This is a genomic window from Novosphingobium sp. (assembly GCF_037133355.1).
Lineage (GTDB): Bacteria > Pseudomonadota > Alphaproteobacteria > Sphingomonadales > Sphingomonadaceae > Novosphingobium.
The window spans coordinates 39745-53424 of sequence record NZ_JBAXOI010000017.1 but is presented as its reverse complement, the minus strand read 5'-3'; the positions used below and the strand labels follow the sequence as shown (position 1 = coordinate 53424).

The following is a 13680-nucleotide window of genomic DNA, read 5'->3' as shown; positions in this document are numbered from 1 at the left end:
ATCCCCATCCTGGAGGTTTGAGCATGCATTCGCTCTTGATGGGACGGGTCCGATCGGTTAACCGCCGGCCGTCAGGAGTGGTATGAGCATCGATCGTCAATTCTTGCAGCTTTTCACGCGGCGTTATCGCAGCGGGCTTATCCTTGTCGCAATCGCCAGCGTGATGCTCAACGTGCTGGTATTCGCCGGCTCGGCCTACATGCTGTTGGTCTACGATTCGGTGTTGCCAAGCAAAAGTGTGCCGACGCTGATCGGCCTGTTCGGCATGCTGCTGCTCATCTATGCTTTCCAGTCGGTTTTCGAGGCGATCCGTGCCGAAGCGCTGCTGGGCATCGCCAACGGCGTGCACGACGACCTGTTCGAGGCGGTGCACTATGCCACCGTGACCCGCCCCTTGCGCGCCGGAGCGGACAAGGGCGACGGCCTTCAGTTCACGCGTGACCTCGATTCCGTTCACACCTTCCTCGCCGGGCAAGGACCGGTCGCCCTGATCGATCTGCCATGGGTGATCATGTTCCTAATCGTGCTCTTCGCACTGCACTGGTGGCTGGGGCTGACCGCGCTGGCCGGGGTGTTCGTGATGGCGGCCATAGCGATCATCTCGAACCGGCGCACACAGGCAGGATCGCGCGAGCTTGCCAATATCACCGGCCGCCGCTCGGCCGCCGCGCTATCGGAAATCCGCTTCGCCGAAAGCGCGCTCGCCATGGGCATGCAGGAGCGGCTGGTGGCACGCACCGCCGGTTGGGAAACCAACTTCATCGAGGCGCAGTCCTATCTTTCGCGCACTGTTTCGCGGCTCGGCGGGGCGAGCAAGGCGTTCCGCATGCTGCTGCAGTCGCTGATTCTCTCGGTCGGTGCGCTCCTCGTGATCGACGGTCAGGCCAGCGGCGGCGTGATCCTTGCCTCGTCGGTGCTCTCGGGCCGCGCGTTGGCGCCGGTCGATCAGGCCATCGCGAACTGGAAGGGCCTCGTTGCGGCGCGCAACGGCTGGGGCCGCATCGCGCAAGCCGTGTCGACCTTCCGCAAGCCGCAGGCCCGCGGCGTGACACTTGAGCGCCCATCGGCCGAGCTTTCGATCCGCGACATTTGGGTCGCGCCGCCGGGTACCCAGCGCTTCACACTCTCGGGCGTGTCGTTGACGCTGACCCCGGGGCAAGTGCTGGCGGTGATCGGGCCGAGCGCGGCGGGCAAGACGACACTGGTGCGAGCGATCCTCGGCATCTGGAAACCCAACCGCGGCGAAGTGCGGCTCGACGGCGCGACTCTCGACCAGTGGGAACCGGAAACGCTGGGCAGCTATTTCGGCTACGTGCCCCAGACGGTCGATCTGGTGGACGGCACGATCGGCCAGAACATCGCGCGCTTCGATCCCGAGGCAACATCGGACGCTATCATGGCTGCGGCCAAGGCTGCGGGCATGCACGAAGTGATCCTTGCGCTTCCGGACGGCTATGAAACGCCGGTCTCGGCCGGTGCGGTCGAGCTTTCGGCCGGGCAGCGCCAACGTGTCGGCCTCGCTCGCGCGCTTTATGGCGATCCCTTCCTGCTCGTGCTCGACGAGGCCAACTCCAATCTCGACGCGGCGGGCGATGCCGCGCTGGCAAACGCCGTTGCCGGGGTTCGCGCTCGCGGCGGCATTGTCATCATGATCACGCATCGCCCGGCCACGCTCGGCCCTTCAACCCACCTTGCCGTCATCAACGGTGGTCGTCTTTCGGATTTTGGTCCGCGTGACGAGGTAATGCAGCGGATGCAGGCGCAGAACCCGCAAGTCCAGCCGCCCAACACACCGACAGCTCAGGCGCAGGCTGAAGCCGCAGCGCGCGCGGCGGGCGGCAAGCCGGGTACGCCGCAGGGCAACAGGGAAGCAAACGCATGAACATGCCGACCACCATTCCCGATAGCGCGCGCCAGCTGCTGCCGGCGTTCGGCGAGGAAGGCGGGGACAAGGCCAAGGCACCGGTCCTGCTGCGGCGGCTGCTGATGACGGTCGGCGGACTGTTTCTGCTGCTCCTGGTGCTCGCTGCGGTCCTGCCAATGGGCGGCGCCGTCATCGGCGGCGGCTCGGTCGGCGTGGAATCGCGGGTCAAGCGAATCGCGCATCCCACCGGCGGCGTGATCAAGGCGATCTTTGTGCGCAACGGCGAGCACGTGAAGCAGGGCCAATTGCTGATGCGGCTCGACGACCGGGTGACCGGCGCGGACGCGACATATTCCAACCTCACGGTCGAACAGCTCCTCGCGCAGAAGGCGCGGCTGGAAGCGGAGCGGCTGGGTTCGGGCAAGATCGTGTTCCCGGCGCAGCTGACCGGCTCGGCCAATCCCAGCGCGGCCAAGGCCATGGCCGACGAAGCGCGCCTGTTCTCGATCCGCCAGAGCGAGGAAGCGGGCCTTCGCGCCCAGCTGGCCGCGCGTGTCCTGCAATACAACGAGGAAATCCGCGGGCTGGAAAGCCAGATGGCCGCGCTCAAGCAGCAGCGCAAGCTGATCGAGCCCGAGCGGCAGGGTGTGAAGGACTTGTGGGACAAGCAGCTCGTTACGATCAACCGGCTGAATCAGCTGGAACGCACCGCAGTAGATCTCGATGGCAATGTCGGCTCGCTGCAGGCGCAGATCGCGCAGGCCCGCGCCCGGATCACCGAGGCGCAGGAACAGTCGATCCAGCTCGGCCAGACACGGCGCGTGCAGGCGGGGACCGAGCTGGCGCAGGTCAACACCGCGCTCAATCAGCAGCAACTGCGCAGCGTTGCCGCCTCGGACCAGCAGGACCGCAGCGAAATCCGCGCGCCCTATACCGGCACGATCGAGAAGATCGCCTTCGCCGCAATCGGCGACGTGGTGCGCCCGGCCGAACCGATCATGGAAATCGTTCCGGACCGCGATGTCTTCGTGGTCGAGGCGATGATCAGCCCGACCGACATCGATCAGGTGATGAAGGGCCAACCTGCACGCGTGCGCTTCAGTTCATTCAACCGGCCGACCACGCCGGAAATCCTCGGCCACGTGACCTATGTCGCGACCGACCGGAGCGAGAATGCCGAAGCCAGGCAGGCCTTCTACATGGTGCGGATCGAGGTCGATCTGGCAGCGGTGAAGAAGGAGGGCCTGGCGCTGCGCAGCGGCATGCCGGCCGAGGTCTATATCGAGACGGGCAACCGCTCGATGCTCTCCTACCTGACGAAGCCGCTGATGGACCAGTTCATGCGCTCGTTCCGCGACAACTGAGCGGCCCGGTGATGCCCCCCGCCCTGCCCCTGCACACAAAGATGTCTTTGCGCTCATGCCTGCTGGCCGCTTGCGCCGCCTGCATTGCGGCACCGCCGGTTCTTGCACAGGACAGGCTGGCCGATCCGCAGTCCGCCGCCGCGCCGATGCAAGGTCCGCTCGATAGCACCCCCCAGACCGGCAGTTATGGCACCGACGATCCAGACAGCGCACGCGACCGGGGCGATGCCCGAGCCGACGGCGGGGGTGAAGACGATGCCGCTGTTGACGATGCCGACCGCATCGCGGTGCGCCCGGATCTGCCCGACGAAACTCCGGCAGACGTGGCCGAGCTCGCGGAAAGCGGCACCCCCGTCACCTCGCTGACCGATGCGCTGCGCCTCGCGTACTGGACCTCCCCCTCGCTGCTGGCGCAGCGGTCAACGGTGCGGAGCTATGATTACCGCGTGGCGCAGGCGCGCGCGGGTTACGGCCCGAAACTGAACTACAGCCTGGCCACAACCTGGCAGCGTGACAGCTTCGAGCGGTTTCGTGGCGGTTCGACGATCGCCCAGGGGTGGACCACGACGGCCTCCGCCATCTTGACCCAGCCGCTGTTCACCTTCGGACGCAACGCGTCGCAGGAACGAAACTCGGCGGCGCAGCTCGAATTCCAGCGGCAAGTGCTGCGCTCGACCGAACAGCAGGCGCTGCTTGACGCCATTGCCGCCTATATCGGCGTGCTGCGCGACCGGGCCTCGGTCACGATCGCCAAGGACAACCTCGCCGCGCTTGAACGGCAGCTCTCGGACAACAAGGCGAGGCTGGCGGTACGCGAGGTAACCGCAACCGACGTGCAGCAGATCGCCACGCGCGTCTCGCTCGGGCAGGCGCAGGTCTATTCAGCGCAGCGCGACGCCGCCTCGAGCGAGGCGACCTTCCTTCGCATGGTCGGCGTTCCTGCGGGCGAGCTTGTCCCGCCCAATCCGCTCCAGCTGCCGGTGCGCCAGCTCGAGGAGGCTTATGCCTTTTCCGAAACGCACAGCCCGGTGGTGCTGGCAGCCCAAGCGCGGGAGAAGGTTTCGCGTGCCAGCGTGGCAGCGGCCAAGGCCGATCTCATGCCGCGCATCGATTTTCAGGGCAGCGGCAATTACGGAACACAGAGCGCCTATAACGACAACCTTCGCACCAAGGAATGGCGCGGGCAGTTCATCATTTCAGGGCCGATCTTCGAAAGCGGTCTGCGCCGCGCTCGGGTGAGCGAGGCGATGGCCGCCAACGATGCCGACTGGCGCCTGCTCGATGCCTCGCTGCGCGAAAGCCGTGCCAGCCTTGCTGCCTCGTGGAACGACTGGCAGGCGCAGCAGGCCGCGATCGCCAGCTACCGCGATGCGGAAGGATCTGCGCGCAAGGCCTATGAAGGCGCAATCCTGCAGCAGCGCGCCGGGCTCATCACCACGCTCGATGTGCTCGATCTGGCGCGCGAACTCCTTGTGGCACGCAGCAACTCAAACACCGCGATTGCCAACGCCTACATCGCCAAGGCGCGCGTACTGGCGGCAGCGGGCGCGCTGGAACAGGCCTGGCTCATGCCCAATGCCGCGCGCTACGACGCCGGGCGCCACCTTGGCAAAGTGCTTCACAACGGCGACATGCCGGTGCTGACCCCGGTGGTGCGCAGCCTCGATCGCGCGGCAGCGATCGGCGGGACGGGACCGCGCCCGGTGCGCGATCCGGCGGGCACGCGCACCGCGGCGCCCATCGTGATCCTGCCAGCCGACAAGCTGGTCGCACCGGCCCTTTCTCCTGCCAGCCCGCCCCCTGCCAATCCCCCGAAATGACGGCAGAAATCCGGCCGCCCGAGGCCATGAGAAAATAGTACTCGCAAGTGCGAAGCGGGAGGAGTAGCGGCGCGCCAATGGACAGCAACGCGACTCAGGGCAGCAGCTCCGAATTCAGCGACGACGGTTCCGCCGCAGCCGCCGCCAGCCCCGCATCCGGCCCGAATTCCGAGGCAGCCTCGCCCCCGGGCGGGGACCATGACGGGCACGGCCATACGGGCCATGGCCATAGCGAAAGCCTGTCCACCCTCGCCATGGGTGCAATCGGCGTGGTGTTTGGCGATATCGGCACTTCGCCGCTCTATTCGCTGAAGGAAAGCTTCATCGGCCATCATCCACTGCGGGTGGACCAGGCGCATATCTTTGGCGTGCTGAGCCTCGTGTTCTGGACGATGATCGTGATCGTGACGCTGAAATACGTGTTCATGATTCTGCGCGCGGACAACAAGGGCGAAGGCGGCAGCCTGGCGCTTCTTGCGCTCGTCAGCCGCTGCATGGTCGATGCGCGCTGGACTTATGTAATGGTCATGCTGGGGCTCATCGCCACGGCGCTGTTCTTCGGCGATGCAATCATCACGCCTGCGGTCTCGGTGCTTTCTGCAGTCGAGGGGCTGACCGTGGTCCATCCCGCGTTCGAAGATCTGGTCCTGCCGATCTCGATCGCGATCCTGATCGGCCTCTTCGCGATCCAGTCGCGCGGGACGGCAGCGGTGGGCAAACTGTTCGGCCCGATCATGGTGTTCTATTTCCTGACGATCGCTGTGCTCGGCGTGAGCGGGATCGTGCAAGCGCCGGAAATTCTCGGCGCGCTCAATCCGGTCTTCGGCTTCCAGTTCTTCGCGCTCGATCCGATGCTGGCGTTCCTCGCGCTTGGTTCGATCGTGCTGGCGGTTACGGGGGCCGAGGCACTCTATGCCGACATGGGCCATTTCGGCCGCCGCGCGATCATGGTCGCGTGGCTCTATATGGCTTTCCCGTGCCTGCTGCTGAACTATCTCGGCCAGTCGGCGATGATGCTGCGGCATCCCGAAACAGTTGCAAACCCCTTCTTCCTGCTCGCGCCCGAAAGCATGCGCCTGCCGCTGGTGCTGCTCGCGACAATGGCGACGATCATTGCCAGCCAGGCGGTGATTTCGGGCGCGTTCTCGGTATCGCAGCAGGCGGTGCAGTTGGGGTATCTGCCGCGCATCCGCATCCGCCACACGAGCGCAAGTGCGGCCGGGCAGGTCTATGTGCCCATTGTCAATTGGGCGCTGCTGGCGCTCGTGGTGCTGCTTGTGCTGGGCTTCAAGACTTCGGGCAATCTCGCCTCGGCCTACGGCATCGCGGTGACGGGAACGATGTTTATCACTGCGTGCATGTTCGGTGTGATCGCCTTCATGGTGTGGAAGTGGCCGCCGCTCGTCGCTGGCTTCTTCACAGTGCTGTTTCTGCTGGTCGATGGCGCCTACTTCGCCTCGAACGTCACCAAGATCCCCGATGGCGGCTGGTTCCCGCTGCTGGTTGCAGCGATTGCCTTCACAATGTTGACAACCTGGGCCACCGGCCGGCGCATCCTGCGCGAGCGACTGGCCGAGGATTCGATGCCCTTCGACGTGTTCCTCAATTCGGTCTGCCACAAGGTGCGGCGTGTGGCCGGGACGTCGGTGTTCCTCGCCTCCAATGCCGAGGGCATTCCGCCGGCGCTCCTCCACAACCTCAAGCACAACCACATCCTGCACGACCGGGTGGTGGTGCTGACGGTGGAGACGCAGAACGTGCCCCACGTACCGCCCGAGCGGCGGCGCGAGGTGGAAGATCTGGGTCACGGCTTCTACCGCATGATCATCCGCATCGGCTTCATGGACGAGGCCAACGTGCCCGCCGAGCTCGACGCGGAGAAGCGCGCGGGCGGACCGTTCAAGCCGATGGAGACGAGCTACTTCCTCGCCCGCCAGACGCTGATCGCATCCAAACGGCCGGGCATGGCGATCTGGCGCGAGAAGCTCTTCGCGTGGATGGTGCGCAATGCGGAAAGCGCGATGGTGTTCTTCCGCCTGCCGACGAACCGGGTGATCGAGCTGGGAAGCCAGCTGGAGATCTGAGGGCACGCGATAGAGGCGTTTCTAAGCGGAGCACTCTACTGCTTCATTGCGCTCTCTGCGTGATCTATCGATCCTGCTGCCGGCCAAGCTCGACCACCTGATCCGCCAGGCGCGCGACATCGGCGCGGTCGTGGCTGACGAGGAGAATCGGGAGACCGAGTTCGTCGCGGATGCGCTCGATCACCGCAAGGATCGCCTCGCGCCGCGCGTCGTCGAGCGCGGTGAGCGGCTCGTCCATAAGGAGGAAACGAGGGCCCGCAAGCAGCGCGCGGCCGATCGCGACGCGCTGCGCCTCCCCACCTGACAGCGTGCGCGGGCGGCGTCCCAGCAGCGGGGTGATGTCAAGGAAGGCGGCAGCCTCGACCAGCGTGAAGAAGCGGCGTTCGGGCGGCGCGAGATTCTGCCCGTAGGTCAGGTTCTCACGCACCCGCAGATGGGGAAAGAGGCGCAGGTCCTGAAACACCATGCCGCAGGCGCGGGCCTCGGGCGCGAGGTCGATGTGCGCGGCGCTGTCGAAGAGCACGGCGCCGCCGACGGCAATGCGCCCGGACACGGGGCGCAAGAGGCCGGCGACCGCTTCCAGCACGCTCGACTTGCCGGCGCCCGAAGGGCCGACGATCGCCGTTATGCCGCCGGAGCTCGCGATCTGGCAGGCGATGTCTCGCCCACCTCGCCGCACGGTCACGTCGATATCAAAGGACATGGCTGCCCCGGCCGTTTCCGGACGCCCGCGTGAGCGCTTCGGACGCAACGAGCGCGGCAAGCGAAAGCGCGACCGCGAGTGCGGCGAGGCGCCAGACCGTACTGTCTCCGCCGGGGAGTTGGAGCGCGGCGTAGATGGCCAATGGAAGGGTGCGCGTTTCGTCGGGAATGTTGGAGACGAAGGTGATCGTCGCGCCGAACTCGCCCAGCGAGCGCGCGAAGCCGAGCACTGCGCCCGCGAGCACGCCGGGTGCGGCGAGCGGCAGCGTCACTGTGCGGAAGGTGCGCCAGGGGCCTGCGCCCAGGGTGCGCGCCGCAGCCTCAAGCCGGGGATCGACGGCTTCGAGGCTGAGCCGGATTGCGCGGACCATAAGCGGCAGGGCCATGACGGCGGCGGCGATGGCGGCGCCGCTCCAGCGGAACAGCACGCTGATCCCGACAAGGCCGAGCAGCCGGCCCGCCGGTCCTTCGGGCGCGAAGGCGACGAGAAGCAGCCAGCCGATCACCACCGGCGGCAGGACCAGCGGCAGGTGGACAAGGCCGTCGAGCAGGAGCTTGCCCGGGAAGCGCAGCCGCGCCAGCACCCAGGCGAGAGCGAAGGCCACAGGCAGCGCGCCGAGCACCGCCGCTAGGCTGACCTCAAGCGAGAGCACGACGATGCCCCATTCTTCCGCGGTCAGGCCCATGACTGCGCTCAACGCGTGCCGAAGCCGTAGCGGCGAAAGAGCGCCTTGCCTTCGTCCGAAAGCAGGAAGCGGCGGAAACCTTCGGCCTCCGGATGCGTTGCGGCGGCGAGGCGGGCGAGCGGATAGGTGATCGGCTTGTGCACATTGGCCGGGATCCACCCGGCGACGCGCACCGCGCCTTCGGCGCGAGCATCGGTGGCGTAGACGATCCCCAGCGGTGCGGCCCCACGTACGACGAGCGCGAGCGCGGCGCGCACGTTTTCGGCGCGGGCGAGGCTGCCCTGCACTGCGGGCCAGACCTTGAGGTTGGTGAGCGCTTCCCGCGTATAGCGCCCGGCGGGAACCGCATCAGGGTCGGCAAGCGCCAGACGGCCGCTGCCCAGCGCAGCGGCAAGCGGGAAGCCGGGGCGCACCGCAAAGCTGGCGCGGCTCGCTGCCGGGGCAATAATCACGAGGCGGTTGGTGACGAAGTCGGCGCGGCTGGCGGATACGATGAGTTTGCGCGCGGCGAGATAGTCCATCCACTCCTCGTCGGCCGAGACGAAAAGGTCGGCGGGGGCTTTCGCTTCGATCTGGCGGGCAAGCGCGGAGGAAGCGGCGAAGGACAGGACGGGGCGGGCATGGCCCTTCTTCGCCCAGCTGTCAGCTGCGGCGGTCAGCGCTTCCTGCAGGCTGGCGGCGGCAAGCACGAGCGGCCCGCGCGGCTGGGGATGCGCTGCCAGTGGCAGCGTAGTGAGAACCAGTACACAAAGCGCGAAAACCAGGCGGAGGAAGCGGGGCACGGGAAGCTCCAGGAGGCTATATCCTGCGGTATACAGTGCCAAGGCAAATTGCCTAGAGCCAATTAGCGGCCTATGGCGGCTGCCCGGGCGCCGGCGCTGTCTTGGCCCTGACATACATTCAGTCGAAAGCCCGCCGATGCCCATCTTTGCCCCCAATCGCCCCGGTCGCCGCCCCGGCCGCCTTTTCGCCCTTCCGCTGCTTTCGGCTTGTTCGCTCGCCGTGGTCGCCGCAGCCTCTGTGCTGCCTGCCGCAGCCATCGCGCAGGCCGACGATCAGGCGCTGTGGCATGGCGCGGGCACCGTCGCTCCGGTCGATGCGACGATCGAGCCGGTCTATGGCCAACCCATAAGCGACTTCAGCCTGATCGTGTGGATCGATCCCGAGTGCCCCTATTGCAAGGCGTTTGGCCGGACCCCGGAAGCGGTGGTCGATGCAAGCAAAGGCCGGGTCAACCTGGCGGTGCGGCTGCTGCCTTTGCCGATGCATGGCCGGGCAGCAATCCTTGCTTCGGCGACCGCGATCTGCGTGAACAAGCAGGCTTCAGCTATGGGCTATTATCAGTTTCTCGACCGCTATCTTGAGCTCACCGGCACAAACGGCGCGGGCCTGCCCGCAGCGTCGGGCAGCAGCGTGGAAGCGCTCGCGCGTGAGGCCGGGGTGCGCGACATGGGCGCGCTCGATGCTTGTGTCCACGCACCCGAAACGATCCGCCAGCTTGGCCAGGGTTTTGACGCCGCCAACACCGCGGGGGTGACCGGAACGCCGGCCATCGTGGTGCGCGACAATCGCAACGGGCTCGTCGCCATGGCCGAAGGCGCGATCGAAGCGGAAGAAATCGAGCGGGTGATCCGGCTGCTGGTGGCCCGCACGACCAACTGAGCAGAGCGGCGCGGGGGCTATGAAGAAAAACGGCGACGGAGGCCGAAGCCACCGTCGCCAGTAAAGGGATATAAACGTTCACCTACCTAAGTGGAAAGTGACAGGTATTCTACATAGCGTCAAACCCTGAATTTATAGTTAATTTGCGGTTTCCGTGCACTGAAATCTCCACGCAGCTGCCGGCCATGCGCGGTGCGCGCGTGTCGATGGGCTGGGGCCGATCTTCCCAACCAATAAAAATACTGAAACATAACACTTTTCTGGCAAACGAAGCACTTGGCGCGCGTTCCTGCGCCTGTTTTGGGCTGAGATCGGCGAGACCAAAAAGAAGGCGGCCCCGGTTTCCCGGAGCCGCCCCTTTTCTTGCGTTACCGTTGCCGGAACGTCTGGATCAGAGACCCGTGACGGTGGCGCAGGTGCTGTTCGGCGCAGCTTCGTACACCGTCTTGCCACTCACCAGCGGAGCCGAAGTGGTCGGCAGATCCCCAACAACCATGGTGTTCTTGTTCTTGCCGATGCCCGCCTTGGTCGGGATACCAGCCTGGATGTAGAGGTTGCGATCGACCAGAAGCGCGCCGTCAGCAGCGTTCTTCTGCTTCGAGCGGATCAGGAAGGTTTCGTAGATCGCCGTGTTCCAAGCCTTCGGAAGCGTAGCGAGACCAGCCTGAGACGGAATGCCCAGGGTCTTGGTTGCAGTGCTCGTGAAAAGGTTCGCCAGCGCCTTCTTGCTGCCGAACTTGTTGTCGAAGGTGAGCTTGCCAACCTTGGCGGTCAGGACGGTCACCAGCGCATTGCGTACTGCCGGGCTGGCGAAGCAGGTGCCGGTCAGGATCTGAGTCGTGCCCGTGATCGGATAACCAACCGGCGGGTTCGACAGCTGCGAGTCACCGTCATAAAGCGCCTTGACCCAGTCAAGCGGGGCCGAACGGCTGAAGCTGCCACCCTTGACGTACTTGCCGCCCTTGTCCGATTCCGGCGGAAGGATCTTGGTGCCGAAAGCAGCCGTCGCGTTGAGAGCGGTCGGCATGGCGAACAGCGGCTTCTTGGTCGCAGTCGAAGTGCCGATCTCGAGCGCAGCCGAGGACAGAACCGCGTCGGGCGCCGGAACCACGAAGTCGGCGCTGATGTAGCCGAGCTTGCCGTTCAGGAGGACCGAGGGTTCATTCGCCGACGGCTTCTCAGCCGCGAGGTTGATGATGGCGGAAACGCCCGAAGAGCCGTTGACCACGCCGAACTTGCCAAGCGTTTCGGTACCGGTGACGATCGCACCTGTGGTCGAGTGGTAGACCGCAGCAATCATGTTGACATCGCCGGCGAAATCGGTGGTCGGCTTACCGTTGACGTACTTGGTGGAAGCGTTGCTGCTTTCGCGAACCAGCGTAGCCTGAGTGGGATCCCAAGGCAGACCTTCGGCATAGCGGGTGTACACGTTGGTGGTGCCCGAACCCATGAGACCGCTGGTGCAGGTGTCCTTGAGGTGGTGCGTGAAGATGTCGGTCGTGCCCGAACCGTCGAAGCGGCCGACGAGACGGATCGGAACGCCATCCTGGTCCCAGCGGGTCGTCGAGTCGGCGTCGGCCTTCAGCGAGTAGGCCGCACCCTTGGCCGGGGTGTTCAGCGCGGTGATTTCCGAGCTGTTCCAGTTGGTGATGTAGCCGTTGAAGATGCGGCAGTAGACCTTCTTCGACAGACGCAGACCACCGTTCGCGCCGCCCACGGCGGGAACCGGCTGGGCGACCTTGAACTTCAGGGCAGTCGGCGTGCCCGCGAGGGTGGCGTCGGCATACTTCAAGCCATAGGTCTGGTTATAGGCCAGCGCGACCGGGATCACGTAGAGCGGGAACTGGATCGCAGCGCCGCCCTGTGTGGTATTGCCATAGGTGGAGAGTTCAGCGGCGGAAAGCGGAGCGTCGCTGAGAGCAAAGTGCGCGTTGCCCCAAGCAGCAGAAGTGGTGCCGCCGTAGATGGTGGCGGCGGTAGCGGCAAATGCCCCGGTAGTCATGGCGCCCGGCCACTTGGCATTGGTGAGCACGCCGGTCACGGTCTTGTTCTTGAAAGCGGTCTTGCCGTCGCTCGAACCCGTCGCGATGAAGAGGCCACCGATGTTCGGCTGGATGAAGTCGCTGCCGCACTGGAACGCAGCCGTAGTATCCGCACCCTTGCCTGCGGTAACTGCCGTGATGGCAGGAGTGTTGGCGCCGCGCGGGTTGCCGGTGGCACCAGCCGTCGAAGGACCGAAGCAGTTCAGTTCGCGCTGGAGGGTGATCTGAATCGACGAGGCGCCGACGCCGTGAAGCTCGGCAGCGGGGTAGGTCAGCGTGGTCTGCTGCGCGAAGGCGGCAGTGCTCGACACGGCGAACATGGCAGTCGCCACGAACAGCTGCGTTTTCAGCTTGTTAGACATTTCATATCCCTTTTCATGTCAGTTGCCCCCCGCTCCCTCCGATGGCTGGCGAAAGAGGGTTGGCCCTGATCGTGTTGAACTGTTTTCTACCCATTTTCCTTGTGGGCTTGGCCGGGCAGGAAGACCCCCGATGCGAAACCGAACCGGGCAGGCTTGGTTAAGCGGACGGGGGTTTTGATTCGCGCCCAACCCCCCTCTATTTTTGGGCAATGACATTTTTGTGATGTTCATTACATCAATCGCCGTATGCCCCGCACAAGCGCACCATTGTGGCGCACATGCGCAGCACAACTGCGCAGCAAACAGCCGAAAAATAGGGACAAAATTCCTCTGACGGAGCTTTCGAAAGACTCGGTCGGCAAAAACGGGAATGGACCATTCCTGGCCCCGCGCGGGCCGGCGGGCCTCCGCCAGCCCGCCAGCCGGATGGTTTACCGTGCTTGTGCCGGTGCCGGTGCCGCGCCGGAGAGATTTTCGCGCTGGATTGGCAGCGCGGTGAGCCGCGCATCTAGACCGGCTACCACTGCGGGGGTCAGATCGTTGCCCATATTGCCCCCAAGCACGCTGTTGCGGTCGAGCAACAGGCCGCAGCCCTTCTGGGTATAGACCACCCCGATTACCGGCTGGAGCTGCTGGCTGATCGCGTCGATCGCCTTGGCGCGGGTCTTCTCGATCTCGCGCGTGCGCTGCTCGGCTTTAGTCTGGACGGGTGGGAAACGGGCGGCGAGCGCCTTTTCCTGCGCGGCACGCTGCTCCGGGGTCAGCTTGGCAGCCTGGGCGCGCAGCGCGGCCAGATCGGCCTCGATCGGCTTGCGATCGGCATTGACCTCGGCCTGCGCCTCTTCGGTTAGCTGACGGATACGCTGCGAGGCATAAATGCCGACTTTGCTGTTGGCCAGCACAGCCTCGCGCGAGAGGAGGCACACGCCGGCGATAAGCGGCCCGCCGAGCGTGGGCGCAGCAGGCGCAGGTGCAGGTGCCGGAGTGGCAACCGGCGGGGGCGCCGACTGCGCGGCAAGCGGGTCGGCCATCACGAACGCAAGCATGGCCGCTGCGGCCACTGGGAAACGGAAGGCATTGGTCATGGGTATCGT

The 13680-nt window shown here is 65.5% G+C and carries 10 protein-coding genes; 5 read left to right on the top strand and 5 right to left on the bottom strand.

Annotation, left to right across the window (positions count from 1 at the left end):
• Positions 1–82 precede the first annotated feature (82 nt).
• The 4 genes from WCL10_RS15815 (at position 83) to WCL10_RS15800 (ending at position 7132) form a co-directional block, all read left to right on the top strand.
• A complete protein-coding gene (locus WCL10_RS15815; protein ID WP_336896632.1) occupies positions 83–1882 on the top strand; it encodes a type I secretion system permease/ATPase in 1800 nt (599 codons plus the stop codon).
• Positions 1879–3228, top strand: a complete 1350-nt coding sequence (locus WCL10_RS15810) for an HlyD family type I secretion periplasmic adaptor subunit (protein WP_336896631.1) — start codon at positions 1879–1881, stop codon at positions 3226–3228. The genes WCL10_RS15815 and WCL10_RS15810 overlap by 4 nt, the downstream gene beginning before the upstream one ends.
• A 41-nt stretch (positions 3229–3269) precedes the next feature.
• Positions 3270–5048 (top strand): TolC family protein, encoded by a 1779-nt coding sequence (locus WCL10_RS15805; RefSeq protein WP_336896630.1) that lies wholly within the window; start codon positions 3270–3272, stop codon positions 5046–5048.
• Between the two features lie 254 nt (positions 5049–5302).
• Positions 5303–7132 (top strand): potassium transporter Kup, encoded by a 1830-nt coding sequence (locus tag WCL10_RS15800; protein ID WP_336896693.1) that lies wholly within the window; start codon positions 5303–5305, stop codon positions 7130–7132.
• A 64-nt stretch (positions 7133–7196) separates the two neighbouring features.
• Here the strand turns inward: WCL10_RS15800 and WCL10_RS15795 are convergent, their stop codons facing one another.
• The 3 genes from WCL10_RS15795 to modA are packed head-to-tail and all read right to left on the bottom strand — an operon-like array spanning position 7197 to position 9302.
• Positions 7197–7835 (bottom strand): ATP-binding cassette domain-containing protein, encoded by a 639-nt coding sequence (locus tag WCL10_RS15795; protein WP_336896629.1) that lies wholly within the window; start codon positions 7833–7835, stop codon positions 7197–7199.
• Positions 7825–8520: a molybdate ABC transporter permease subunit gene (gene modB, locus WCL10_RS15790; protein WP_336896628.1), complete on the bottom strand. Its 696-nt coding sequence runs from the start codon at positions 8518–8520 to the stop codon at positions 7825–7827. The genes WCL10_RS15795 and modB overlap by 11 nt, the downstream gene beginning before the upstream one ends.
• An 8-nt stretch (positions 8521–8528) precedes the next feature.
• Positions 8529–9302, bottom strand: a complete 774-nt coding sequence (gene modA / locus WCL10_RS15785) for a molybdate ABC transporter substrate-binding protein (protein WP_336896627.1) — start codon at positions 9300–9302, stop codon at positions 8529–8531.
• A gap of 136 nt (positions 9303–9438) precedes the next feature.
• Between modA and WCL10_RS15780 the strand changes: the two genes are divergently transcribed.
• Entirely contained in the window at positions 9439–10182 is a 744-nt protein-coding gene (locus WCL10_RS15780; protein WP_336896626.1) for a thioredoxin domain-containing protein, read from the top strand.
• A 391-nt stretch (positions 10183–10573) separates the two neighbouring features.
• On the opposite strand, the gene WCL10_RS15775 is transcribed toward WCL10_RS15780, so the two are convergent.
• Together WCL10_RS15775 and WCL10_RS15770 are read right to left on the bottom strand one after the other, a co-directional pair.
• Positions 10574–12586, bottom strand: a complete 2013-nt coding sequence (locus WCL10_RS15775; protein ID WP_336896625.1) for a substrate-binding domain-containing protein — start codon at positions 12584–12586, stop codon at positions 10574–10576.
• 431 nt (positions 12587–13017) lie between these two features.
• Complete coding sequence (locus WCL10_RS15770) at positions 13018–13671, bottom strand: OmpH family outer membrane protein (protein ID WP_336896624.1); 654 nt, start codon at positions 13669–13671, stop codon at positions 13018–13020.
• Positions 13672–13680: the final 9 nt, after the last annotated feature.

Bases quoted from the DNA above. Each gene is read 5' to 3' on its own strand.
- WCL10_RS15815 (WP_336896632.1), top strand. From the start codon at position 83: ATGAGCATCGATCGTCAATTCTTGCAGCTTTTCACGCGGCGTTATCGC.
- WCL10_RS15810 (WP_336896631.1), top strand. From the start codon at position 1,879: ATGAACATGCCGACCACCATTCCCGATAGCGCGCGCCAGCTGCTGCCG.
- WCL10_RS15805 (WP_336896630.1), top strand. From the start codon at position 3,270: ATGTCTTTGCGCTCATGCCTGCTGGCCGCTTGCGCCGCCTGCATTGCG.
- WCL10_RS15800 (WP_336896693.1), top strand. From the start codon at position 5,303: ATGGGTGCAATCGGCGTGGTGTTTGGCGATATCGGCACTTCGCCGCTC.
- WCL10_RS15795 (WP_336896629.1), bottom strand. From the start codon at position 7,835: ATGTCCTTTGATATCGACGTGACCGTGCGGCGAGGTGGGCGAGACATC.
- modB (WP_336896628.1), bottom strand. From the start codon at position 8,520: ATGGGCCTGACCGCGGAAGAATGGGGCATCGTCGTGCTCTCGCTTGAG.
- WCL10_RS15780 (WP_336896626.1), top strand. From the start codon at position 9,439: ATGCCCATCTTTGCCCCCAATCGCCCCGGTCGCCGCCCCGGCCGCCTT.
- WCL10_RS15775 (WP_336896625.1), bottom strand. From the start codon at position 12,586: ATGTCTAACAAGCTGAAAACGCAGCTGTTCGTGGCGACTGCCATGTTC.
- WCL10_RS15770 (WP_336896624.1), bottom strand. From the start codon at position 13,671: ATGACCAATGCCTTCCGTTTCCCAGTGGCCGCAGCGGCCATGCTTGCG.